The following is a 20,667-nucleotide window of genomic DNA, read 5'->3' on the forward strand; positions in this document are numbered from 1 at the left end:
GAGAGGATTGAATGAAAGACAAAATCACAGCATTGTACTGCAGATTGAGTAATGACGATGATCTGCAGGGCGAGAGCAATAGTATAACAAATCAGAAAGCCATGCTTCTGGACTTTGCCAAGAAGAATGGTTTCCATAACACCGAGTTCTATGTCGATGACGGCTGGTCGGGAACGAACTTCGACAGACCCGACTTTCAGCGCATGGTCAGAGATATGGAGAACGGAAAAATAGGCACGGTAATAACTAAGGATTTAAGCCGTTTGGGTCGAGATTATCTGATCACAGGTCAATATATTGAAATGATTTTCCCTGACCATAACGTGCGCTACATAGCCATCAATGACAATGTGGACACGCAGAAATCCGAAAATGACATGATGGTGTTCCGCAACGTGTTTAATGACTTTTATGCTCGTGACACAAGCAAGAAAATAAAGGCTGTATTCAAGGCGAAAGGTATGTCAGGTAAACCTTTGTCACCTATCGCGCCCTACGGTTACAAAAAGTCTGAACATGACAAAGACCAATGGGTCATAGACGAGGAAACCGCACCTGTTGTCAGAAAAATTTTCCGCCTTTGCATCGATGGATATGGTCCGATGAAGATTGCAAATATCCTGACTGACGAGAAAATACTCAGACCGACTGCTTACAACGAGTTAAGATCGACAGGTCAGATAACCTGCGAAAAGCCTTATCGCTGGAACTGTAAGTCGGTTGTAGGAATACTTGAAAGGCAGGAATATTTGGGTAAGATAGTCAACTTCAAGACCAGGCAGAAGTCCTACAAATGCCACAAAACACTGACAAATCCGGTTGAAGACCGAATGATTTTTGAAAACACTCATGAGCCGATAATCAGCCAGCAGGACTTCGATTTAGTTCAGGAGATCAGAAACAATCGCAGGCGCAAGCAGAAAACCAACGAGATAAACCCGTTCTCGGGGATGGTCTACTGTGCCGACTGCGGCAAACTGATGTATATCTGCCGACACTCGAAAGAGGGCAAAAGCACTGAGCATTTCAAATGCGGAAGCTATTCGTATGATAGCAAGGTGTGTTCTGCACATTATATAAGGACAGTGGTGCTTGAACAGGTAGTCCTTGCGGAAATGAATAGCATTCTCGATACGGTCACTAAGAACGAAGAGGAGTTTGTGAAAACGACTATTGACAGCAGAAACTCTGAATATATGAGCGAGGTCAAGAGTGCGAAAAAGCTGCTGACAAAGTCCGAAAAACGAATAACCGAGCTGGACAGGCTGTTTACAAGACTTTATGAGGACAATGTTTTGGGCAAGATCAGCGATTCTCGATTTGAAGTGATGTCCAAGAACTACGAAAACGAGCAGGAACAGCTTAAAGTGAAAGTCGCAGAGCTTACCAAGTTCATCGAGGACAAAGAGCAGAAATGCTCGGATATTCACGATTTTATAGAGCTAGTCAAGAAGATAAAGCACATCGACGAGCTGACACCAAATAACCTGCGTGAAATGATCGAACGGATAATAGTCCATGAACCCGATAAATCCAGCGGTCACAGACAGCAGGAGATCGAGATCATTTTCAGGTTCAATGTTGTTAAATCAAGGATAGTCCTTGATGGCAGAGATTTCGACAGGCGCAAAAAGGCCGCATAAGGCGGTATTCGTGCTTTATCGCTAGTGAACATTTGGTCAAGCTTTTCGCGAAAAGCTTGCGGGGAGCCACAGTCAGCAAGGCTGACTGTTGAGGGCAGAGCCCTCGCATCAAGGCGCAAAACCAAAATGCACAGCGAACTATAAGAGCACAGCAGACTTCCGCCCTCACAAAAAGGCGCGGCAATTATTTTACGGACGTAGAAAGAGCGTGGACATTGATTTTGTCCACGCTCTTATTGATGATTATTGCCGCGCCTTTTTGTGGTCGGAAGATTGTTTCGCTTTTAAAGCTTGACCAAAAGCTCTGCTCTTTGGCAGTGTTATTACAGCTTAGCCAGCTTAGCAAATTCGTTCTTCAGTGCGGGATAGATATCGCGGTAAAGCTGATAGAACTTCTCGTACTTGGGAACTGTTGCTGCATTAGGCTCCTGAACCTTGTCGGTACGTACAACAGCCTTGCAAGCCTCGGGCACGCTGGAGTAGACGCCTGCGCCTACCATTGAGAGCAGTGCAACGCCCAGTGCGGGGCCTTCCTTGGAGGAAGCGGTCTTAACAGGGCAGTTGTAGAGGTCTGCCAGCATTGAACGCCACAGGGGTGAGCTTCCGCCGCCGCCGCAAGCCATCATATCTGATACGTTTATATTCATCTCGCGGAATACTTCTACGCAGTCACGCAGAGAATAAGATACGCCCTCCATTACTGCACGGAGCATCTCTTTCTTGGTGTGCATAGCGGAAAGACCGAAGAATACGCCTCTTGCATTGGGGTCAAGGTGAGGTGTACGCTCGCCCATCAGGTAAGGCAGATACAGAAGTCTGTTAGCGCCCACAGGTACGCTTTCAGCCTGCTTGTCCATCAGGTAGTACTCATCAACGCCCATGTACTTGGCAGTCTCCTTTTCAGCGTTGCAGAAGTTATCTCTGAACCACTTCAGTGAAAGACCTGCGCCCTGAGTAACGCCCATTACGTGCCAGCTGTTAGGAACAGCTGCACAGCAGGTGTGTACTCTGCCCTTGGGGTCGATGGATATATTTGAAGTATGCGCAAATACAACGCCCGATGTACCTATGGTAGTGAAAGCCTTGCCGTCCTCGCATACGCCTGTGCCGATAGCTGCGCCTGCATTGTCGCCTGCACCGCCCACTACGATAGTGCCCTCGCACAGACCCAGATCGTCAGCCATAGCCTTTGTCAGCTTGCCTGTTACCTCGCAGGACTCGTATACCTTGCCCAGCCAGTTCTTGTCTATCTCGAAAACGCTCAGCAGTTCATCAGACCACTTTCTGTTTGGAACGTCCAGCAGCTGCATACCCGATGCATCGGATACCTCGGTAGCATACTCATGTGTCAGGACGAAACGCAGATAGTCCTTGGGCAGCAGGATATGAGCGACCTTCTCGTATACCTCGGGTTCATTGTTCTTTACCCAGAGTATCTTAGCCGCAGTCCAGCCTGTCAGTGCAGGGTTGGCAGTTATCTGTATCAGCTTTTCTGTGCCGACTTTCTCTGTCATCCATGCAACTTCCTTTTCGGTACGCTGGTCGCACCATATGATAGACTTTCTCAGCACGTTGTTATCCTTATCCAGCATTACCAGACCATGCATCTGACCCGATATACCGATACCCTTAACGTCCTCTTTCTTGACACCGCTCTGTGCCATTACAGCCTTGATGGTATTTACCATCGCATTAGCCCAGTCAGCAGGGTCCTGTTCTGCATAGCCGTTCTTCGGCTGATACATGGGGTACTCGATAGTCTTTGAAGCTATCACTGTGCCCTTCTCGTCAAAAAGTACTGTCTTGGTACCGCTTGTACCGCAGTCAACTCCTATTACGTATGCCATAGTTCTTCTACTCCTTTATAAAAAGATTTTTATTGACATGATATCATTTAGGCAGATTTTCTTTTCTGTAACATATCACATGGTCGTCCTGCTGATAATGCTTATCCTCAGGACAGCGGAAATGATGCTGAAGATCCGTACCGCCGAACCAGTTATAGGGCTCGTCATTCTCATTCCTGCCCTCACAGAGTTCCGCAATGCCGTTTCTTAAACAGCCCATCAATGATATATCATCGAAATCTCTCGCATGACCATGCAGTATCACATCTGCCATTTCCTCCAGGAACATCAGACGGTCAAGTTCTGCAAGCACTTCATTCATCGGCAGACAGCCGTCAAGCTGTAACCACAGATGATGATTTATGCCGTCGCCCGTGAAAAGTATCCTGTCCTCACGAAGCAGCAGCAACAGTTCTCCGTCGGTGTGACCCGCAAGCTCGAAAACTTCCAGCGTCCTGCCCCCGAGGTCTATTACATCACCCTCGCGTATATCCCCGAAAGGCGGTACGTTGTGTCCGCTTTTGCGGCACATCTCCTTTACCTCGGGTATGGTTTCAAAGAAACTCTCAGCCAGCGCCCTGTCACGTGGACTTATAAGCGCATGATCTATCTCTTTGTCGAAATATATGTTACCCAGTATATGGTCGGGGTGACCGTGTGTATTCACCAGTACAAGCGGCTTGTCCGTCAGCCTGCGCACAGCAGCGCAAAGGTCGTTCCAGCCGTTCATGGTATCAATGACGCAGGCTTTTTCTTCGCCAACGACGAGATATCCTGTCGCTTCATGTCCTTCATCCAGCAGGTATATCCCGCTGCGGACTTCTTTTATAAAGAGTTCGTGTTCCATATCAGATCTTTCTCTCAAATATCAGCACGATATCGTTTATCGTCGCGTCAGCCTCAGCGTCGCGCTCTACCCTCATCTCATCGGTAAAGCAGAATTTCAGCCGCCAGCCCCTTTCGCCGTACATCGTCAGCACATCGGCAAGAGACGCTTCATCAGCGCCGCCGTTGTCACGGTCGCGGACAGTTTCCACCGCATACTCGTACTTTCCGCCATTGCTGTCATTTTTAAGGGCTTGCAGAGTGATATAAGTACGCAGATCCTCATCGCTCAGTGATTCCGCATCGAGGCCGTTCACATCTCCGTTTTTAAGTACTTTAAGTATCTCATCTTTAAGCTTAGCATTCATTTTTCTATACCCCCATCAACTTTTCGTGAACATCATAGATCCTGCCGCAGTCAGCGCACAGGTCAAACAGCGCAAAGCTGTACGGAAATTCCTTTTCTGCAAATTTTTTCAGCAGATTTCCCGCACTGCCCATTCCAGCCATATCCTTTATCAGCCGTCCGCCGCATTCGGGACATTTTCCGAAAGCCATGCCCTCACCGACTAACGTTTCTGCCAATGTTTTCGGGTCACCGCCGCCCTCTCTTGCACTCAGCACAGGCTCATCCTTCTGCGAACAGCCTGCACATTCACGACAGCTGAGGTCGTACCTGGCATAATGCTCCACCGTATCATTTTCGGGGTAATATTTATAGATGAGTGCCCCATCCTCACCGCTGAGGAGAGTCTTCACAAAGACTTCACCGCCGCATCTTACACAGTTACTCATTGACAGCCTCCTTCAGTCTCGGGAGTTCAGCCATTACTATACCGCATTTTCTGCATATCCAGAAAACATCAGCCATGTAGGTATTCAGTTCAGCCAGCTTAAAGCTCACTATCTGCGCTTCCTCACGTGCCTTGGGTGTCATGGGGGCGAAAGCGTGCTTCATACGGTACTCCTTGGTCATCCAGCTGACCCCTGTGGTCTTTCCGCTGCCCATGAGTACACCGTCCGTCATCATGCCTCCGCATCTGGGACATTCCATCATCCATCTTCCTTTCCTATATTACAATATATCCGCAATTAATGTCAAGCCTTGTCCTGCTTGATGCTGACCGATTATTGCGGACTATCCCAGCCGCTTGAATTGGTCGGCACCTACACCGCAGACGGGACAAACATAGTCTTCGGGGAGTGCGCCCTCGTAAACATATCCGCAGACCTCGCACACCCATTTTTCATCTGCATCATCTGCCGAAGCCGCATCGGATGGCTTTTCCTCAGCACCGCCGTCCATGCGGGTGAAATCAGCCGCACCGTGTTTGCACAGAGGACAGACGAAATCATCGGGGAGATGACCCTCGTAGATATAGCCGCATATATTGCATACCCATCTCTCCCCCGTACTGCCCCCGGATGCCGCCGCAGGCTTTGGCTTTACATTGGCATGATAATATGCATAGGTCATAGGTGCTTTGTCGGATATCACTTCACCGTCGGCAACGTCCGCGATGAACATTGTATGGGTGCCAAGGTCAACTGTCTGCACTACCTCACAGCTGATATACGCGCACACGCCCTTCTCAATTATCGGCAGACCGTTCTCCGCCTTTTTCAGTGCGTAGTCATAGAACTTGTTGCCCCATCTTCCGCTTTGGAAACCAAAGTGTGTAAACAGGGAAAAGTCCGCACTTTCGTCTATCATCGAAACATTGAACCTGCCGCTTGTGCGTATCATATACTCGGTGAAATTGCCCTTGTTCACCGTTACGGATACGCGGTTGGGCGAAGTCGTCACCTGTGCCAGCGTATTGATGATGCACCCGTTAAACTGGTTGCCGCACCTTGCTGTCAGCACATACAGCCCATAAGTTATTTTGTTCATTACTTTCATATCCATGAAATGACCTCCTTTTTATGACAGACTCTCCCGCCTGCCTTATTTTTAAACTAAATTTTTGCAAAAGTGTTCCTAAGGAAAATCAGAATTTATTGATCGATGCACTTCCATTTTATGGAGTTGACACAATGAGAACGAATTTTAGAAATAGCATCTAATGCAGTAATTGTCCCATTATACTTAAAAGTGATGATATTTTGTTCTGCATTATCAGTGTGCTCAATTTCAAAATCCCACGCTCCATTATGGTCTAATACTCTTATACAAAATAAAGTAAGTTCATGTAGGTCACTTTCATCGGGAGCGAATACGATCACTTTTGCATTTCTGAAATCATTTGGATCCTTTTCGTGAGCAGAATCCCACCAATATTCCAATGCTTGATTATCGTAATATGAATAGGGTTTCATTTTTTACCTCCACAAATCCCGATCTAACTCAACAGCACAAAAGCCAAAAGGTACTTTGTAAATAAAAAGGGGGAAAGACCCTGCGGTCATTCCCCCTGCGTGTTACTGATCTGCTTTCTCCAGAATGAAGTACTCTTCATGTGCATCGCACTTGAAGCTCTTGATGACCCAGCCGCTGTCAACCAGAAGGTTGAGTTTTTCTATCCGCTGGAACCTGTCGTATGCAGGTGCGCTGTTTTCATCTGAAGAGGCTGATTTTCTGATGAAAAATGTCTTCTCCATAATTAACGCTTCTTTCCGAGAATGTTCTCATGACCCGACTGCTTATATAAGCTGTATTATACTACATTTTCCGCGTTTTTGCAAGCGTTTCCCGGAAAATTTAACCGTCTTGTAATATTTGCAGTCCCGTTTTTTGAACTTTTCCCGAAATCGGGTGGTTTGAGCTTACAGTGTGTCATTTACGATGCTGAAGTATGGCTTTTAGTTTGCTAAGCCGAGTGAAAGAACACAATGCCCATTATCACACCCCATTCTTTCATCCGTCCTGCCGTCATCCGATACATATATCAAAGATCCGCTGCCGTTCTCTTCGACATACAGCCTGTCATTTTCACGGTTCCCTACCTGTTCTTCCACCGTTGCGGAGTTATTTTCTCCGCCGCTGTCAGTATTGCCACTGCCGGCAGAGCATCCCCCAAGCAGAAATACCAGGATACTCACGAATGCCGCTTTTCTCATTGTGTCCGTTCACCTCCGTCACAGCTTTGCCCGAAAAATACGAGCCTATTTCTTTTTATTATCTGCAAGCAGACATATTATCCCCACGATGACCACAACACCTCCGCCAATACAGAGAAATATCTGTTTGCCTGAGCCGTCTTGTTCATCCATCTGTGCCTTGTCACCGTCTTCAGCTAATATCGCCGCATCCGAAGCAGTGTCTGCCGTGGATCTTTCCGCGCCTGCGGACACAGCACCGATCCACACAAACGCCGCAAACACAAAGCTGCATATCAGCCGTTTGTATATACTTCTCATGATCAAGCCTCCGTTCACGCGCAATACAAATACCATGTTCATATTCCGTAACATTACTATCACAATTATAAAAATTGCATCTTACTCATTTTAATTATACACCTTTTCTCAATTGTTAGCAATCAATAACATTCACAAAATTTAGCCTGTTTAATATGGCACTTCAACCAATTACTTAACGAAGTCGTTTTCGCTGAATACTGAATCCTTCCATTAAAACAATTTACAGATGATCATAAGTTATTTTTATACATGGCTATCACTTTGACACACCGCTACAAAGTGATATATAACAATGGATCATCGTGTTGATGTTACCCTGTTCTGATATTACACCAGCTTGATCGGTGTGTAAGCGGGATGATCAGATTTTTATATACTTTGACAGTATCTGCCGCTTAACAACAGCAGGATAATTTTCTTAAAAAATATTGACTAAAACAGCAATATATGCTATTATAGTATAGAGTGTGAATTTTAGATTTTTCGATAAGTGCGTGTGCATAAAAAATGTACGCGATAAGGTAATAAAAGAGGGGTATATGATATGGGTATTTATTTATTAGAACCCGCTTTCAAAGATTATATCTGGGGCGGAACAAGACTGAGAGATGAGTATGGCAAGGATTGCAGCTACGACAAGGTCGCTGAAAGCTGGGAGCTTTCATGCCACAAGGACGGTCCGAGCGTTATATCGGGCAGCGGCATGACACTGCAGGAGCTCATCGACAAAGAAGGCAGACAGATACTTGGCACCAACTGCGAAAGGTTCGAGAATTTCCCGATACTGATCAAGCTGATAGATGCCAAGGATAACCTTTCGGTGCAGGTACACCCCGATAATGACTACGCTATGCGTGTCGAAGGCGAGTACGGCAAGACCGAGATGTGGTATGTTGTGGACTGCGACGAGGGCGCTGAGCTCCTCTATGGGTTCAAGCATGAGATAAGCAAGGAAGAATTTGCACAGCGCATAGCTGATAACACCCTGCTGGAAGTCACAAACAACGTCCCCGTACATAAGGGCGATGTTTTCTTCATAAAGTCGGGTACTCTGCACGCTATCGGCAAGGGTATACTCATCGCTGAGATACAGCAGAATTCAAACACCACCTACCGTATCTACGATTACGGCAGAGTAGGCAAGGACGGCAAGCCCCGTGAGCTTCATGTGGAAAAGGCTAAGGATGTCACAAAGCTCGCTCCTGCCGAAACTTATCCCGATACCCCTGTGGTACAGGAAAACGGAGCAAGCATAAAGCTGCTTTCAAAGTGTGAATACTTCACCACCTACAAGGTGGATATCGAGGAAAAGGCAGAGTTTGATGCGGACGACAGTTCGTTTGTCAGCCTGCTGATACTGGAAGGCTCTCCCGTTGTTACAGACGGCAATTCCGACCCTGTAAGTGCCAAAAAGGGCGACAGTCTGTTCATATCCGCAGGTACGGGCAGATTCACTGTCGAGGGCAGCTGCAGCCTGATACTAACGAAGATAGACGACTGAAAATGAGTTTTGAATAATTTCTCGAAGATGTAAACACAGAGAAATATATCTATCTTGACAGGCTGGCAGAGACCGAGGACGGACTTGTGATAGATATCATGGGTACAACGACCTCTCCCATAGACGAGCAGGATATAGCAAGTACGGCAGAGGAGTTCGGTGAAGATGTGGCTGAACTTGTAAAAAAGAGCATTTCCATTGACCCGAATGAGGACAGACGCTGGCGGCTGGTTTTCGAGACATACATAAGCTACGCCGTTATAAACGAGAGTTATGACAACGGCGACAGAGGCACAAGTGACGATCATAACTGCGTATGTACAGCGACAGATTCCGACTGGCTCGATTATGTAAAGATCAGCACCTTTGCCCATCAGATATTTGATGATATCAAGCATTATCAGATATGCTGTCTCGACCACATAATCAATGTGGCGGCAGATACTGAGCCTGTCATAAAAAAGTTATAAGGCGAATATGACCGCAGTGCGTTCCTGAAACAGTTAAATAAGGAAAGCGGGATATCCGCAAATAAATATTTAGGAGTTGGATAATATGAAATATTACATTGGTATCGACCTTGGAGGCACCAACATCAAAGCAGGTGTTGTAAGCGAGGATTTCAAGATAGTTGCCAAAGCAAGCTGCAAGACCAACCTCCCCAGACCCGGTGAGGAGATATGCGCTGATATGGCTAAGGTAGCCCTTGAAGCTGTCAAGGAAGCAGGACTTACCCTTGACGATATCGAAGCTGTAGGCATCGGTACCCCCGGTACTGCAAATTCCGAGGCAGGTGTGATCGAGTATTCCAACAATCTGGGATTCCTGAACTTTCCTGTTGTAAAACTGATGAAAACACATATCGACAAGCCCTGCTATGTTGAAAACGATGCTAACGCAGCTGCATACGGCGAGTATATCGCAGGTGCTGCAAAGGGCGCTAACGACGCAGTATGCATCACCCTCGGCACAGGCGTGGGCGGCGGTATAATCATAAACGGCAAGATATACTCGGGCTTCAATTACGCAGGCGCCGAGATCGGTCATACAGTTATAAACGTTGACGGTCCTCAGTGTACCTGCGGAAGAAGAGGATGCTTTGAGGTATATTCCTCTGCGACCGGACTTATCCGCATGACCAACGAAGCCATCGCAAAACACCCCGAGAGCATACTGAAAGAAGAGGCTGATGACAACGGCAAGGTATCTGCAAGAACAGCCTTCAATGCCATGAGAAAGGGCGATGCTGTTGCAAAGCAGGTAGTCGATGATTACATCAGGTACCTCGCCTGCGGTATCGCAAACACCATAAATATCTTCCAGCCAGATATACTCTGCATAGGCGGAGGCGTATGCAACGAGGGCGATCCTCTGCTGCTGCCCCTCAAGGAGCTGGTAGCTAAGGAAGTATACACAAGAAATTCCGAAAAGAACACCGAGATAGTTATTGCCAAGCTTGGCAACGATGCAGGTATAATCGGTGCGGCTTTCCTGGGTCTTAACAAATAAGTATAGTACATAGTCTTGGAGGCTTTGATATGGGTTTAAAGGATAAACTTGCAGCCGCTGCAGGAAATGCAAAGGAATATGTAGAGAGCGGAAAGCTCCGCGAAGGCTTTGATAAGACCATGGCTCCCGTCCGCGAATACGTTCAGAGCGGCAGGATGCACGATGATGCCAGCAGAGCTGTCAAAAGTACCAAGGAATTTCTCGGCAGCGGAAAGCTGGGAGAAGAAGCAGGCAAAGCGGTCACTAAGACCAAGGAATTTGTGACCAGCGGCAAGATACAGGACAAAGCAAGTGCAGCCGTAAAGGGTGCAAAAGAATACGTCGGCAGCGGAAGGCTGAAAAGCGATGCCGCAAGGACTGTGGACAGCGTCAAGAGCGTTTTCACGGGTGAAGATGCCGTGGCACGCCGCAAGGCTGAAGAAAAGGGCAGACCCGAAGGCGAGATCGTCGATGTCGAGTCAGTAGCCGAAGTACCGGAGGAGGATACGGATAATAAAGATCAGTGATCTTTTTTTCCGCATGAGATAAACGAATATGAAGCTTAAACTTAACAAATTGCATTTAATAGGTCTGGCGGTGTTCGTTATCGGTATCGCCGCTATGATATTCGGAATGGTGATACTTTTCAGGTGCATAAACATAAAGGATATATCAAAGCTGAAATATGATGATATAAAAAGCGGTGTTTATGTCAATGGAGAACTCTCCACTGTAGTAAAAGGCTATCCAATCAACGCCACTGACGAAGGTGTCGAACCCCTTGAACTCTATACCACAGATTCGGATGAGATAAGCGAGGGCGCTTACAAATCCTATTTTCTGGTGGAGCTTGATAATGACAAGGGCAAGTATGTATGCGTGATAATCGACGAGTATCTTTATACCGATCTGTATCATCAGCTATTCTCGGGCAATATGGAAAAGTATAATCTTCCATATAAGGTAGAAGGCATCATCACAAGCCGCAAGGCTGACAAAAAGCTGATACAAGAAGGCGTAAAGAAGTGGAAGGATAAGTATAGCAGCCTTTATTACAACGCTCTGCCCGCATCTGATGTTGCCGAAGATAACGTAGCAGACTACTGCATAGAACTGAAACCACTGGGCTCAAGAAAAATGTGGTGGCTCTACTCCATCCCCCTGCTGTTTGCAGGCATATCCGTCTTTATACTTGGCGGCAGACCCTATGAAAGAATAAAATAGTCACCCAAAGGTGAAAAAATATAACAAAGAAGGTAATCAGAATGTCAAACAATTATTTTTGCGAGGGCGTTGAGAAAGCCCCTCAGAGATCGCTGTTCAATGCACTGGGATTCACAAAAGAGGAAATGGAAAGACCTCTGGTAGGTATCGTTTCTTCCTACAACGAGATAGTTCCCGGTCATATGAACATCGACAAGATCGTTGAAGCTGTTAAGATGGGCGTTGCTATGGCAGGCGGTACTCCCGTAATGTTCCCCGCTATCGCTGTTTGCGATGGTATCGCTATGGGTCATCAGGGTATGAAGTACTCGCTGGTTACAAGAGATCTTATCGCAGATTCCACTGAATGTATGGCACTGGCACATCACTTTGACGCTCTTGTTATGATACCCAACTGCGATAAGAACGTTCCCGGTCTGCTGATGGCAGCCGCTAGAGTGAACGTTCCTACTATATTCGTTTCAGGCGGTCCCATGCTGGCAGGACGTGTAAAGGGCAGCAAGACTTCCCTTTCAAGTATGTTTGAAGCAGTAGGCTCCTACAATGCAGGCAAGATGACCCTTGAAGACGTTCAGGAATTCGAGGACAAGGCTTGTCCTTCCTGCGGTTCATGTTCGGGTATGTACACCGCAAACTCCATGAACTGCCTGACAGAAGTTCTGGGTATGGGTCTGAGAGGAAACGGCACTATCCCCGCGGCTTACTCTGCAAGACTGAAGCTGGCTAAGCAGGCCGGTATGCAGGTAATGGAACTGCTGAAGAAGAATATCCGTCCCCGCGATATCATGACAGAAGCAGCTTTCAAGAACGCTATCGCTGCTGATATGGCTCTTGGATGTTCTACCAACTCCATGCTCCACCTGCCCGCTATCGCTCATGAGTGCGGCATAGACCTTGACCTCGAACTGGTAAACGAGATATCCGAGAAGACCCCCAACATCTGCCACCTTGCACCTGCAGGTCACGCTTATATGGAAGACCTCAACGAAGCAGGCGGCGTATACGCTGTACTGGGTGAGCTTGCAAAGAAGGATCTCATCAACACCGACTGCCTCACCTGCACCGGCAAGACCGTCAAGGAAAATATTGCAGGCGTTGCAAACAAGGATACAAATATCATCAGACCTATCGACGATCCTTATATGCCCAACGGCGGCATCGCTGTACTTAGAGGTAATCTGGCTCCCGATACCTGCGTAGTTAAGAGATCTGCAGTTGCTCCCGAAATGCTCAAGCACGAAGGACCTGCAAGAGTATTTGACAGTGAGGACGAGGCTATCGAGGCTATCCGCGGCGGCAAGATCGTTCCCGGTGATGTCGTAGTCATCAGATACGAAGGTCCTAAGGGCGGCCCCGGCATGAGAGAGATGCTCAACCCCACATCCGCAATACAGGGTATGGGTCTTGGCTCTACAGTAGCACTTATCACCGACGGACGTTTCAGCGGTGCAACAAGAGGTGCCGCTATCGGTCATGTTTCGCCTGAAGCTGCGCTCGGCGGAAACATCGCACTGGTAGAAGAAGGCGATATCATCGCAATTGATATCAACGCTCACAGCATACAGCTTAAAGTCAGCGATGAAGAACTGGCTGAAAGAAGAAAGAACTGGACTCCCAGAGAGCCCAAGATCAAGACAGGTTATCTTGCACGTTATGCTTCGCTGGTCACATCGGCTAACAGAGGCGCGGTGCTGGAAATAAAGTAAACCACTATAATACCGAACGGAGGAATTCAACATGAAAAAGGCAGTTTCAGGCATACTTGGCGTACTGTTCGTGATAATCGTTGTCTGCGGCGTATTTGTCTGCACATACATATTCAACGAACCCAACCACGATAAAGGCACAGATTCCAGACAGCTGGTCCTCGGTTACTGGACCGACGAAGATGATGACATAAGATTCTATTTTGACAAGTCAGGCGAATTCAAGATAGTTAAACTCAGCGACGAGGATCACATCTACGCAGAGGGCTGGTTCAAGGTAAACGAAAAGGCAGGCAAGATCAAACTGATGCTCAACCCCAGAGGCGAAAGAGATACTTCCTATGATTTGGGTGAAAAACTGAAGCTGTTCTCTGAGATCACCTACAGAGATCTCAAAGCTGAAGAACCTTACTCCGACAAGGGCTGGACTTTCCTTTCTGAAAGACAGCGTAAAGAGATCATGGAAGCACCTTCAAGCTGTAAATTCATCATGTCAAATGCAAAGGAAAATGTTTACAACTGTGAAAGAACCAGAACCATCAAGGAATTCAATGGTGATGAAAAGGCTGATCAGCGTGTAAACGACGGAGCTAACAAGTAATTTCATGGAACTTCTGATAAAAAATGTCAGAGCCTGCGATCCTCAGAGCGGGCTGGACAAGATCACGGATATAGCAGTCGATGGCGGTGTAATAACCGCCATTGGCGTAATTACAGACATTGAGGACTATACAAGGGTCATCGACGGCAAGGGCAGACTCTGCGCTGTGCCGGGACTTTTCGATATGCACGTGCATTCCCGCGACCCCGGACTTACCTACAAGGAGGATATCATAACAGGAGCAAACGCCGCTAAGGCAGGCGGATTCACAGGTGTTGCGTGTATGCCCAACACCAAGCCTCCCATTGATTCTCCCGAGGGTGTACGTTATGTTTTCGACAAGGCAAAAAAGACGGGTATCGACGTTATCCCCTATGCCTGCGTCACAAAGGGCATGAAGGGTGAAGAGCTCTGCGATTATGACGAGCTCAAAAAGGCAGGCATCACCGCCATATCAGATGACGGCAGACCTGTAGAGAATGCCGAGCTTATGAGAAAAGCACTGGAGCTTTCAATCGATAACGGTCTGATAATAACTTCTCACTGCGAAGACCTTAACATAATAAACGGCGGTATCATCAACAAAGGCGAAGTCTCCGAGAAGCTGGGCGTAAAAGGCATGGACAGAGCCAGCGAGGACAGCATCACCGCAAGAGAGATAACCCTTGCCATGAGCTGTGATGCAAGGATACATATATGCCACGTATCCACATGGGGCTCTGTGAATATCATCAGGGCGGCAAAGCGCGACGGTGTAAAAGTCACCTGCGAAACTGCCCCCCACTATTTCACATACACCGATGAGAAGCTTCTCACCCGCGATGCTGACTACCGTATGTCTCCTCCGCTGAGAACAGAAAAGGACAGACAGGCTGTGGAGGAAGCCCTGCTTGACGGCACTATCGACTGCATCATAACCGACCACGCACCCCATTCCGCCGAGGAAAAGGCTGACTTTGAAAAAGCGCCCAACGGCGTTGTAGGTCTTGAGACTTCACTGGCTGTAACACTGACTCAGCTTTACCACACAGGCAAGATGAGCCTTTCAAAGCTTGCCGAGGTAATGAGCATAAATCCAAGAAAGATACTTGGGCTCGAACCCATAAAGATAGCCGTGGGCGAAAGATGCGACCTCTGCATATTCGACCCCGATTTTGAGTGGGAAGTCATTCCCGAAGAGCTGAATTCAAAGAGCAAGAACACAGTATTCAAGGGCGAAAAGCTGAAAGGCAGGAATATGTACACCATATGCCGCGGCAAGGTGGTATTCAGCCTTTAAGGGGCGATACAATGCTCAGAAAAACATCAGAGAATATCATCAGCGAGTACGGCTGTGAGCGTAAAATAACGAAGTTCAGGCTGTACTCCTCCGACGATGAACTTGTATGCATCGAACTGACCCCCGCCTTTATCACAGATGACGGCAATATCTTCTGGGACAGGTACGACAGCCTTACGGTGTACAGAACGGACTGCGAAAAGTTTCTTATACCGATATTTGATGAGATATTCCCCGTAAAAGACCCCGACCCGAACAACAGCTGGGGTATGCAGGATAATTTCGACCCCTGTTCCCTCAACTGGTTCGGCAGAGAGGACTGGCTGAAGATCGCAGAACTTCTGCGTAAACGCTGTGCCGACATGAACAGTGATGAACGTGACTTCTGCCTTGAAGCCGCGGGATTCATCGAAAGAACAGCGAATATCTCCGCAATATTCTGCATTGACGGCAATCTTTGAGGTAAAACTATGAACGTTTTGGAAGCGATATCCGCAAGACACAGCTACCGCGGGAAATACGAGGATACCCCCGTACCCCGCGAAGACCTTGTCAGGATAATGGAAGCAGGACTGAGCGCCCCATCTGGGTGCAACAAGCAGACCACCAGCCTTATCGCGGTGGACGACAAAACTCTGCTTGCGAAACTGCATCAGGTCATCGACCCGCCTGTGGGCGAGACTGCCCCGAGCATGATATGTGTTCTGACACAGCGCATAAACGCCTACCGCGACAAGTGCTTCGCGGTGCAGGACTACTCTGCTGCCATCGAGAATATGCTGCTCGCCATAACCGAGCTAGGCTATCAAAGCTGTTGGTACGAGGGTCATATCACCGATGATGACAGGATATGCGATAAAATGGCAGAGATACTGAACGTCCCCCAAGGGTACGATTTAGTATGCTTCCTGCCTGTGGGCAAAGCTTCGGAAGAACCGACTTTGCCGAAGAAAAAGGCGTTTGAAGAAAGAGCGTGGTTCAACGGTTTCGGGTGGAAATGATATGCATATCAGAGTTACAGATATCTACGAAGAGACCGGCGTGACCATGGTCACAGCAGAATGCGCTATCGGAAAAATGCGGGGCGTGTGGCATTTCCGTGAAGCCCCTGTAAAGGGCAAAAGCTACGGTATCGAGTTCACTTTTAATAACAACGAGCCGATAGATGGCAGTACTGCCGAGGTGCTGAAAGGCGGAAGCGAGTGTATTTCCACCGACGGCAAAGTGAACATTTTTACCGCCAAGATAGAGGATACAGATGATATTTTCTTCCTGCGGTTCTCTCACGACGGACTTTCAATGCTGGATATCAAAGACCCGCCCGCGGTAAACATCGGTGATTTTCTTAGGTTCACGGTGGAGTGCGTAAAGACGGGGATATATCCCTACTTATAGCATGATATATATTTAAGGAGGAATTGACGATGTCAATGGACAGACTTATTGAAAACATAGTAAAAACACAGAACCCTTCGGTGGTGGGACTTGACCCTAAGCTGGAGTACGTTCCAGAATTCATCAAGGAGAAGAAGTTCAAGAAGTATGACCGCACACTGAAAGCTGCGGCTAAGGCTATCCTTGAATTCAATAAGTGCATCATCGATGAGATACACGATATCTGCCCCGCTATCAAGCCCCAGGCAGCTTACTACGAAATGTACGGATATGAGGGCGTAAAAACCCTCTACAAGACCATCCAGTACGCCAAGGAAAAAGGTATGTTCGTTATGACCGACGGCAAGCGTAACGATATCGGCGCTACTATGGAAGCTTATGCGGCTGCACATCTGGGTCTTACCGATGTTGGCGGCGAAAAGATCGAAGCTTTCGGTGCAGACGCCCTGACTGTTAACGGCTACCTCGGTTCAGACGGTATCAATCCTCTGCTGGAACAGTGCAAGCTTTACGACAAGGGAATTTTTGTGCTGGTAAAGACTTCCAATAAATCCTCGGGCGAACTTCAGGATCTGAAGATCGGCGACAAGACCGTTTACGCTACCATGGGCGATATGTGCGAAAAATGGGGCAGTGAAGTTATGGGCAAGTACGGTTACAGCGGCGTGGGCGCAGTTGTGGGCGCAACTTATCCCGAACAGCTGGCTGAAATGAGAGCCGCACTCCCCCACACATTCTTCTTAGTACCCGGCTACGGCGCACAGGGCGGCGGCGCTGAGGGCGTAAGCAAGGGCTTCGACAAGAACGGCCTGGGCGCAATAGTCAACTCTTCCCGCGGCGTTATGTGCGCTTACAAAAAGGAAGAATGCGACGAACAGGATTTCGCAAAGGCGGCAAGAAGAGAAGTTATACGCATGAAAGAGGATATAATCTCCTACCTGCCCAGAATAGCTTTCCCTGACTGATATGGCAGGACTTGCAGATTCGGGGCTTCACGACTATGAGCTGATAAAGCTTTCTGCGGACTATACCCGCGGAGAAGTCAGCCTTGAAATGAAAGACCCTTTGGGTCAGCCCGAAAGCCTGATCTTAGGCGGTGTAATATCGGTCGAAATGACCCGCACCCGACCCTGGGGCGAGGGCAGTCATCGGATATCACCGCAGACAGCGACAGCGGGTGCAGACTCGCCGAGATACAGCTGAACTCGGGGGACGAGATACGTATAGGATATAAATAATATTCAGCGAGTAGAAAAGCGGCGCCCCAAACAAACTAAGCTGCGAATCGAAGCGCGCGGTTTATGCGACTATGTCGGCATATACCGCGCGCTTTGCCTCTTTGGCATACTTACCCAACTTCGTGGTTGCCCTGCCAAGTTATCCCCCTAAATGCTTGACACGGGGGCTGTTATAGGATATAATATTTAAGAGGTGTTGCTGTATGGATATCATTGATGCTATCAGAAAAAAGTATGGCGGAAATATCAGGCTTTGTGCACCCCTTGATGATGAAATGTTCGAACAGTCGAAAAAATTTCTGCCCGAAGAACTTGCAGAACTTCTGCGGATATCGGACGGCATACTTGAAACTATGCCCCACCCGAAAACAGGCGAGATAATGGATATATACTACATAGTTGACACCTTTGAGAATATACTCTCCGAAACAAAGAGGTACCGCGAGGAACACGGCGGCGAAGGCGTTGTGTTCGCAGGTAACGGCGCAGGAGATTCCTATGTGCTGAAACCCGACGGTAAGATATTTCTTATGGAGTATATTGACAATGACGAGGAATTCTGTGCAGAAAGTCTGTCGGCTTTTTTTGAAAAATAAGGAGAGATTTTCATGAGAAAGAAGATCATCACCGCGGCAGTAATAATGCTTGTTCTGCTGATACTGTTCGTTCCGATACCCTTACCTCCTCTTAAAGAGGGCGGCACAAGGCAATACGCGGCACTGACTTACAAAGTTGTGAAGTGGCAGCGCGCAGTTGACGGCGAAATTTACAAGAAAACATCGGTATACTTTTTTCCCGATAATTTCAAGTCTATAGATGAACTGTGGGCGATGGAGACAAATGATACCGAATAATATACAGGAGTTGATATGATGTACAAACAGGGTAAATATCAGATAGTATCGAAAAAGACCTTGGCTAAAGGCATTTTCGATATCGAGGTGCTGTGCCCCGATGTGGCTGAACTTGCCGAAGCGGGACAGTTCGCACAGGTGGCTGCGGAGGGATTTTTCCTGCGCAGACCTATATCTATCTGTGATATAGACAAGGACAAGGGCACTATCCGCCTTGTGTTCGAGATACGCGGCAAGGGTACCGAGAAACTGGCTGAACTCAACAAGGGTCAGCTGATAGACATTATCGCACCCCTCGGCAAGGGATTCAAGGTGCTTGAAGGCAAGAAAGCCATCTGCGTCGGCGGCGGCATAGGTGTTCCCCCGATGGTGGGCATCGCTAAGGCTTACGGCAAAAATGCCGTGGCTATAAGCGGTTTCAGGAATATGGCTGCTGTTATCTTACAGGAAGATTTCAAGGCTGCGGGAGTAGAGACAATACTCTGCACCGATGACGGTTCGGCAGGCAGAAAGGGCTTCGTCACTGATGCGCTGGAAGAACAGATAGCCAAGGAAAAGCCCGATATCATCGTGGCTTGCGGCCCTATGGTGATGCTGAAAAGGATAGCTGATATCGCTGAGAAAAACGGTATCGAATGTCAGGTATCTCTCGAACAGAGAATGGCGTGCGGCGTTGGTGCCTGTCTGGTATGCGCCTGCCGTACAGTTAAGGACGGCAAGGAGATTCATTCCCACGTATGCAAGGACGGCCCTGTATTTGACAGCAAGGAGGTGGTTTTTGAATGAACAGACTGAATGTGAATTTCTGCGGTGTTGATTTCAAAAACCCGATAGTACCCGCAAGCGGTACATACGGCTACGGCAGAGAGTATGAGTGTCTTTATCCCCTTTCGACCCTGGGCGGTATCTCCGTAAAGGGTACCACACTGCACAGAAGAGAGGGCAATCCCGCACCGAGAGTTGCCGAGACTCCCTCGGGTATGCTTAATTCCGTCGGTCTGCAGAACGGCGGTGTTGATAAGTTCCTCAGCTACGAACTGCCTAATCTGGTAACTAAGGATACTCGCATAATCGCTAATATAGCAGGTTCTACCATTGAGGAATGTGCCGAACTGGCGGCTAAACTCAAAGGCAGCGACATCGACATGATAGAACTGAATATCTCCTGCCCCAACGTAAAGCAGGGCGGTGCGGCTTTCGGTACCGACTGCAATATCGCAGGTGCGGTAACAAAGGCTGTCAAGGACAATTCCGATAAGCCCGTTATGGTTAAGCTTTCGCCTAACGTTACAAGCATAGTGGATATCGCAAAAAGCGTTGAAGCAAACGGCGCTGACGCTGTATCGCTGATAAACACACTTCTCGGCATGAGGATAGATATCAACACAGGCAGACCCATACTCAAAAACAACGTTGGCGGACTTTCGGGCCCTGCTGTATTCCCTGTGGCTGTGAGAATGGTATGGCAGGTTGCAAATGCCGTAAATATCCCCGTATGCGGAATGGGCGGCGTTTCCACTTGGGAGGACGCTGTTGAGATAATGATGGCGGGCGCAAGCCTTGTACAGGTAGGCGCGGCTATATTCAACGACCCCTTTGCACCCGTCAAGATAATAGACGGCTTGCAGAAATTCTGCGAGGATAAGGGCATAAACAACATCTCGGAGATAGTCGGCACTGTAAAGCCGTGGTAAGGAGGGGCT

At 48.0% G+C, this 20,667-nt stretch carries 28 protein-coding genes; 18 read left to right on the top strand and 10 right to left on the bottom strand.

What is annotated here, in order from left to right:
- The first annotated feature begins 11 nt into the window (after positions 1 to 11).
- Positions 12 to 1,643, top strand: a complete 1,632-nt coding sequence (locus tag RUMAL_RS14500) for a recombinase family protein (RefSeq protein WP_013499431.1) — start codon at positions 12 to 14, stop codon at positions 1,641 to 1,643.
- 323 nt (positions 1,644 to 1,966) lie between these two features.
- Here RUMAL_RS14500 and xylB read toward each other — a convergent pair whose 3' ends face one another.
- From xylB to RUMAL_RS14550, 10 genes are all read right to left on the bottom strand, one after another.
- Entirely contained in the window at positions 1,967 to 3,490 is a 1,524-nt protein-coding gene (gene xylB, locus RUMAL_RS14505) for a xylulokinase (protein WP_013499432.1), read from the bottom strand.
- 43 nt (positions 3,491 to 3,533) lie between these two features.
- Positions 3,534 to 4,337: an MBL fold metallo-hydrolase gene (locus tag RUMAL_RS14510; protein ID WP_013499433.1), complete on the bottom strand. Its 804-nt coding sequence runs from the start codon at positions 4,335 to 4,337 to the stop codon at positions 3,534 to 3,536.
- A gap of 1 nt (position 4,338) precedes the next feature.
- Entirely contained in the window at positions 4,339 to 4,683 is a 345-nt protein-coding gene (locus RUMAL_RS14515; protein WP_013499434.1) for a DUF4177 domain-containing protein, read from the bottom strand.
- Between the two features lie 4 nt (positions 4,684 to 4,687).
- Positions 4,688 to 5,110 (bottom strand): hypothetical protein, encoded by a 423-nt coding sequence (locus RUMAL_RS14520; RefSeq protein ID WP_028504388.1) that lies wholly within the window; start codon positions 5,108 to 5,110, stop codon positions 4,688 to 4,690.
- Positions 5,103 to 5,369 (bottom strand): PF20097 family protein, encoded by a 267-nt coding sequence (locus RUMAL_RS14525; protein WP_013499435.1) that lies wholly within the window; start codon positions 5,367 to 5,369, stop codon positions 5,103 to 5,105. Before RUMAL_RS14525 ends, RUMAL_RS14520 begins: the two co-directional genes overlap by 8 nt.
- 84 nt (positions 5,370 to 5,453) lie before the next feature.
- Complete coding sequence (locus RUMAL_RS14530; RefSeq protein WP_013499436.1) at positions 5,454 to 6,224, bottom strand: flavin reductase; 771 nt, start codon at positions 6,222 to 6,224, stop codon at positions 5,454 to 5,456.
- 89 nt (positions 6,225 to 6,313) lie between these two features.
- The gene (locus RUMAL_RS14535; RefSeq protein ID WP_013499437.1) at positions 6,314 to 6,634 is read right to left on the bottom strand and encodes a hypothetical protein; all 321 of its coding nucleotides are present in this window, start codon (positions 6,632 to 6,634) and stop codon (positions 6,314 to 6,316) included.
- A 102-nt stretch (positions 6,635 to 6,736) separates the two neighbouring features.
- Positions 6,737 to 6,916, bottom strand: coding sequence for a hypothetical protein (locus RUMAL_RS14540; protein WP_013499438.1), 180 nt, complete (start codon positions 6,914 to 6,916; stop codon positions 6,737 to 6,739).
- Between the two features lie 201 nt (positions 6,917 to 7,117).
- On the bottom strand, positions 7,118 to 7,375 hold the full coding sequence (locus RUMAL_RS14545; RefSeq protein WP_013499439.1) for a carbohydrate-binding protein: 258 nt from the start codon (positions 7,373 to 7,375) through the stop codon (positions 7,118 to 7,120).
- Between the two features lie 45 nt (positions 7,376 to 7,420).
- A complete protein-coding gene (locus RUMAL_RS14550) occupies positions 7,421 to 7,675 on the bottom strand; it encodes a hypothetical protein (protein WP_013499440.1) in 255 nt (84 codons plus the stop codon).
- Positions 7,676 to 8,222: 547 nt separating this feature from the next.
- Between RUMAL_RS14550 and manA the strand changes: the two genes are divergently transcribed.
- The 17 genes from manA (at position 8,223) to RUMAL_RS14635 (ending at position 20,658) form a co-directional block, all read left to right on the top strand.
- The gene (gene manA, locus RUMAL_RS14555; RefSeq protein ID WP_013499441.1) at positions 8,223 to 9,179 is read left to right on the top strand and encodes a mannose-6-phosphate isomerase, class I; all 957 of its coding nucleotides are present in this window, start codon (positions 8,223 to 8,225) and stop codon (positions 9,177 to 9,179) included.
- An 86-nt stretch (positions 9,180 to 9,265) separates the two neighbouring features.
- Complete coding sequence (locus tag RUMAL_RS14560; RefSeq protein WP_013499442.1) at positions 9,266 to 9,649, top strand: hypothetical protein; 384 nt, start codon at positions 9,266 to 9,268, stop codon at positions 9,647 to 9,649.
- 85 nt (positions 9,650 to 9,734) lie between these two features.
- The gene (locus RUMAL_RS14565) at positions 9,735 to 10,688 is read left to right on the top strand and encodes an ROK family protein (RefSeq protein WP_013499443.1); all 954 of its coding nucleotides are present in this window, start codon (positions 9,735 to 9,737) and stop codon (positions 10,686 to 10,688) included.
- A gap of 29 nt (positions 10,689 to 10,717) precedes the next feature.
- Entirely contained in the window at positions 10,718 to 11,194 is a 477-nt protein-coding gene (locus RUMAL_RS14570) for a hypothetical protein (protein ID WP_013499444.1), read from the top strand.
- Between the two features lie 28 nt (positions 11,195 to 11,222).
- Entirely contained in the window at positions 11,223 to 11,891 is a 669-nt protein-coding gene (locus RUMAL_RS14575) for a hypothetical protein (protein ID WP_013499445.1), read from the top strand.
- Between the two features lie 41 nt (positions 11,892 to 11,932).
- On the top strand, positions 11,933 to 13,597 hold the full coding sequence (gene ilvD / locus RUMAL_RS14580) for a dihydroxy-acid dehydratase (protein ID WP_013499446.1): 1,665 nt from the start codon (positions 11,933 to 11,935) through the stop codon (positions 13,595 to 13,597).
- 31 nt (positions 13,598 to 13,628) lie between these two features.
- On the top strand, positions 13,629 to 14,198 hold the full coding sequence (locus tag RUMAL_RS14585; RefSeq protein WP_013499447.1) for a hypothetical protein: 570 nt from the start codon (positions 13,629 to 13,631) through the stop codon (positions 14,196 to 14,198).
- A gap of 4 nt (positions 14,199 to 14,202) precedes the next feature.
- A complete protein-coding gene (locus tag RUMAL_RS14590) occupies positions 14,203 to 15,477 on the top strand; it encodes a dihydroorotase (protein ID WP_013499448.1) in 1,275 nt (424 codons plus the stop codon).
- An 11-nt stretch (positions 15,478 to 15,488) separates the two neighbouring features.
- A complete protein-coding gene (locus RUMAL_RS14595; RefSeq protein ID WP_028504389.1) occupies positions 15,489 to 15,938 on the top strand; it encodes a hypothetical protein in 450 nt (149 codons plus the stop codon).
- 9 nt (positions 15,939 to 15,947) lie between these two features.
- Positions 15,948 to 16,478, top strand: a complete 531-nt coding sequence (locus RUMAL_RS14600; protein WP_013499450.1) for a nitroreductase family protein — start codon at positions 15,948 to 15,950, stop codon at positions 16,476 to 16,478.
- 1 nt (position 16,479) lies between these two features.
- On the top strand, positions 16,480 to 16,872 hold the full coding sequence (locus RUMAL_RS14605; protein ID WP_013499451.1) for a hypothetical protein: 393 nt from the start codon (positions 16,480 to 16,482) through the stop codon (positions 16,870 to 16,872).
- A gap of 29 nt (positions 16,873 to 16,901) precedes the next feature.
- Positions 16,902 to 17,837 (top strand): orotidine-5'-phosphate decarboxylase, encoded by a 936-nt coding sequence (pyrF, locus tag RUMAL_RS14610; protein ID WP_013499452.1) that lies wholly within the window; start codon positions 16,902 to 16,904, stop codon positions 17,835 to 17,837.
- 1 nt (position 17,838) lies between these two features.
- Complete coding sequence (locus tag RUMAL_RS14615) at positions 17,839 to 18,075, top strand: hypothetical protein (RefSeq protein WP_013499453.1); 237 nt, start codon at positions 17,839 to 17,841, stop codon at positions 18,073 to 18,075.
- 238 nt (positions 18,076 to 18,313) lie between these two features.
- The gene (locus tag RUMAL_RS14620; protein WP_013499454.1) at positions 18,314 to 18,706 is read left to right on the top strand and encodes an SMI1/KNR4 family protein; all 393 of its coding nucleotides are present in this window, start codon (positions 18,314 to 18,316) and stop codon (positions 18,704 to 18,706) included.
- A gap of 12 nt (positions 18,707 to 18,718) precedes the next feature.
- On the top strand, positions 18,719 to 18,964 hold the full coding sequence (locus RUMAL_RS14625; protein ID WP_013499455.1) for a hypothetical protein: 246 nt from the start codon (positions 18,719 to 18,721) through the stop codon (positions 18,962 to 18,964).
- A gap of 15 nt (positions 18,965 to 18,979) precedes the next feature.
- Entirely contained in the window at positions 18,980 to 19,750 is a 771-nt protein-coding gene (locus RUMAL_RS14630; protein WP_013499456.1) for a dihydroorotate dehydrogenase electron transfer subunit, read from the top strand.
- Complete coding sequence (locus tag RUMAL_RS14635; protein WP_013499457.1) at positions 19,747 to 20,658, top strand: dihydroorotate dehydrogenase; 912 nt, start codon at positions 19,747 to 19,749, stop codon at positions 20,656 to 20,658. The genes RUMAL_RS14630 and RUMAL_RS14635 overlap by 4 nt, the downstream gene beginning before the upstream one ends.
- The last annotated feature ends 9 nt before the right edge of the window (positions 20,659 to 20,667 follow it).

Source organism: Ruminococcus albus 7 = DSM 20455 (genome assembly GCF_000179635.2).
GTDB lineage: Bacteria > Bacillota > Clostridia > Oscillospirales > Ruminococcaceae > Hominimerdicola > Hominimerdicola alba.

Excerpts from the sequence above, each read along its gene's own strand:
- manA (WP_013499441.1), top strand. The coding sequence starts at position 8,223 with ATGGGTATTTATTTATTAGAACCCGCTTTCAAAGATTATATCTGGGGC.
- RUMAL_RS14550 (WP_013499440.1), bottom strand. The coding sequence starts at position 7,675 with ATGAGAAGTATATACAAACGGCTGATATGCAGCTTTGTGTTTGCGGCG.
- RUMAL_RS14605 (WP_013499451.1), top strand. The coding sequence starts at position 16,480 with ATGCATATCAGAGTTACAGATATCTACGAAGAGACCGGCGTGACCATG.
- RUMAL_RS14635 (WP_013499457.1), top strand. The coding sequence starts at position 19,747 with ATGAACAGACTGAATGTGAATTTCTGCGGTGTTGATTTCAAAAACCCG.
- RUMAL_RS14570 (WP_013499444.1), top strand. The coding sequence starts at position 10,718 with ATGGGTTTAAAGGATAAACTTGCAGCCGCTGCAGGAAATGCAAAGGAA.
- RUMAL_RS14630 (WP_013499456.1), top strand. The coding sequence starts at position 18,980 with ATGATGTACAAACAGGGTAAATATCAGATAGTATCGAAAAAGACCTTG.
- xylB (WP_013499432.1), bottom strand. The coding sequence starts at position 3,490 with ATGGCATACGTAATAGGAGTTGACTGCGGTACAAGCGGTACCAAGACA.
- pyrF (WP_013499452.1), top strand. The coding sequence starts at position 16,902 with ATGTCAATGGACAGACTTATTGAAAACATAGTAAAAACACAGAACCCT.
- RUMAL_RS14600 (WP_013499450.1), top strand. The coding sequence starts at position 15,948 with ATGAACGTTTTGGAAGCGATATCCGCAAGACACAGCTACCGCGGGAAA.
- RUMAL_RS14535 (WP_013499437.1), bottom strand. The coding sequence starts at position 6,634 with ATGAAACCCTATTCATATTACGATAATCAAGCATTGGAATATTGGTGG.
- RUMAL_RS14575 (WP_013499445.1), top strand. The coding sequence starts at position 11,223 with ATGAAGCTTAAACTTAACAAATTGCATTTAATAGGTCTGGCGGTGTTC.
- RUMAL_RS14540 (WP_013499438.1), bottom strand. The coding sequence starts at position 6,916 with ATGGAGAAGACATTTTTCATCAGAAAATCAGCCTCTTCAGATGAAAAC.
- RUMAL_RS14525 (WP_013499435.1), bottom strand. The coding sequence starts at position 5,369 with ATGGAATGTCCCAGATGCGGAGGCATGATGACGGACGGTGTACTCATG.
- RUMAL_RS14520 (WP_028504388.1), bottom strand. The coding sequence starts at position 5,110 with ATGAGTAACTGTGTAAGATGCGGCGGTGAAGTCTTTGTGAAGACTCTC.
- RUMAL_RS14615 (WP_013499453.1), top strand. The coding sequence starts at position 17,839 with ATGGCAGGACTTGCAGATTCGGGGCTTCACGACTATGAGCTGATAAAG.
- RUMAL_RS14625 (WP_013499455.1), top strand. The coding sequence starts at position 18,719 with ATGAGAAAGAAGATCATCACCGCGGCAGTAATAATGCTTGTTCTGCTG.
- RUMAL_RS14515 (WP_013499434.1), bottom strand. The coding sequence starts at position 4,683 with ATGAATGCTAAGCTTAAAGATGAGATACTTAAAGTACTTAAAAACGGA.
- RUMAL_RS14500 (WP_013499431.1), top strand. The coding sequence starts at position 12 with ATGAAAGACAAAATCACAGCATTGTACTGCAGATTGAGTAATGACGAT.
- RUMAL_RS14620 (WP_013499454.1), top strand. The coding sequence starts at position 18,314 with ATGGATATCATTGATGCTATCAGAAAAAAGTATGGCGGAAATATCAGG.
- RUMAL_RS14545 (WP_013499439.1), bottom strand. The coding sequence starts at position 7,375 with ATGAGAAAAGCGGCATTCGTGAGTATCCTGGTATTTCTGCTTGGGGGA.
- RUMAL_RS14590 (WP_013499448.1), top strand. The coding sequence starts at position 14,203 with ATGGAACTTCTGATAAAAAATGTCAGAGCCTGCGATCCTCAGAGCGGG.
- ilvD (WP_013499446.1), top strand. The coding sequence starts at position 11,933 with ATGTCAAACAATTATTTTTGCGAGGGCGTTGAGAAAGCCCCTCAGAGA.
- RUMAL_RS14585 (WP_013499447.1), top strand. The coding sequence starts at position 13,629 with ATGAAAAAGGCAGTTTCAGGCATACTTGGCGTACTGTTCGTGATAATC.
- RUMAL_RS14510 (WP_013499433.1), bottom strand. The coding sequence starts at position 4,337 with ATGGAACACGAACTCTTTATAAAAGAAGTCCGCAGCGGGATATACCTG.
- RUMAL_RS14565 (WP_013499443.1), top strand. The coding sequence starts at position 9,735 with ATGAAATATTACATTGGTATCGACCTTGGAGGCACCAACATCAAAGCA.
- RUMAL_RS14595 (WP_028504389.1), top strand. The coding sequence starts at position 15,489 with ATGCTCAGAAAAACATCAGAGAATATCATCAGCGAGTACGGCTGTGAG.
- RUMAL_RS14530 (WP_013499436.1), bottom strand. The coding sequence starts at position 6,224 with ATGGATATGAAAGTAATGAACAAAATAACTTATGGGCTGTATGTGCTG.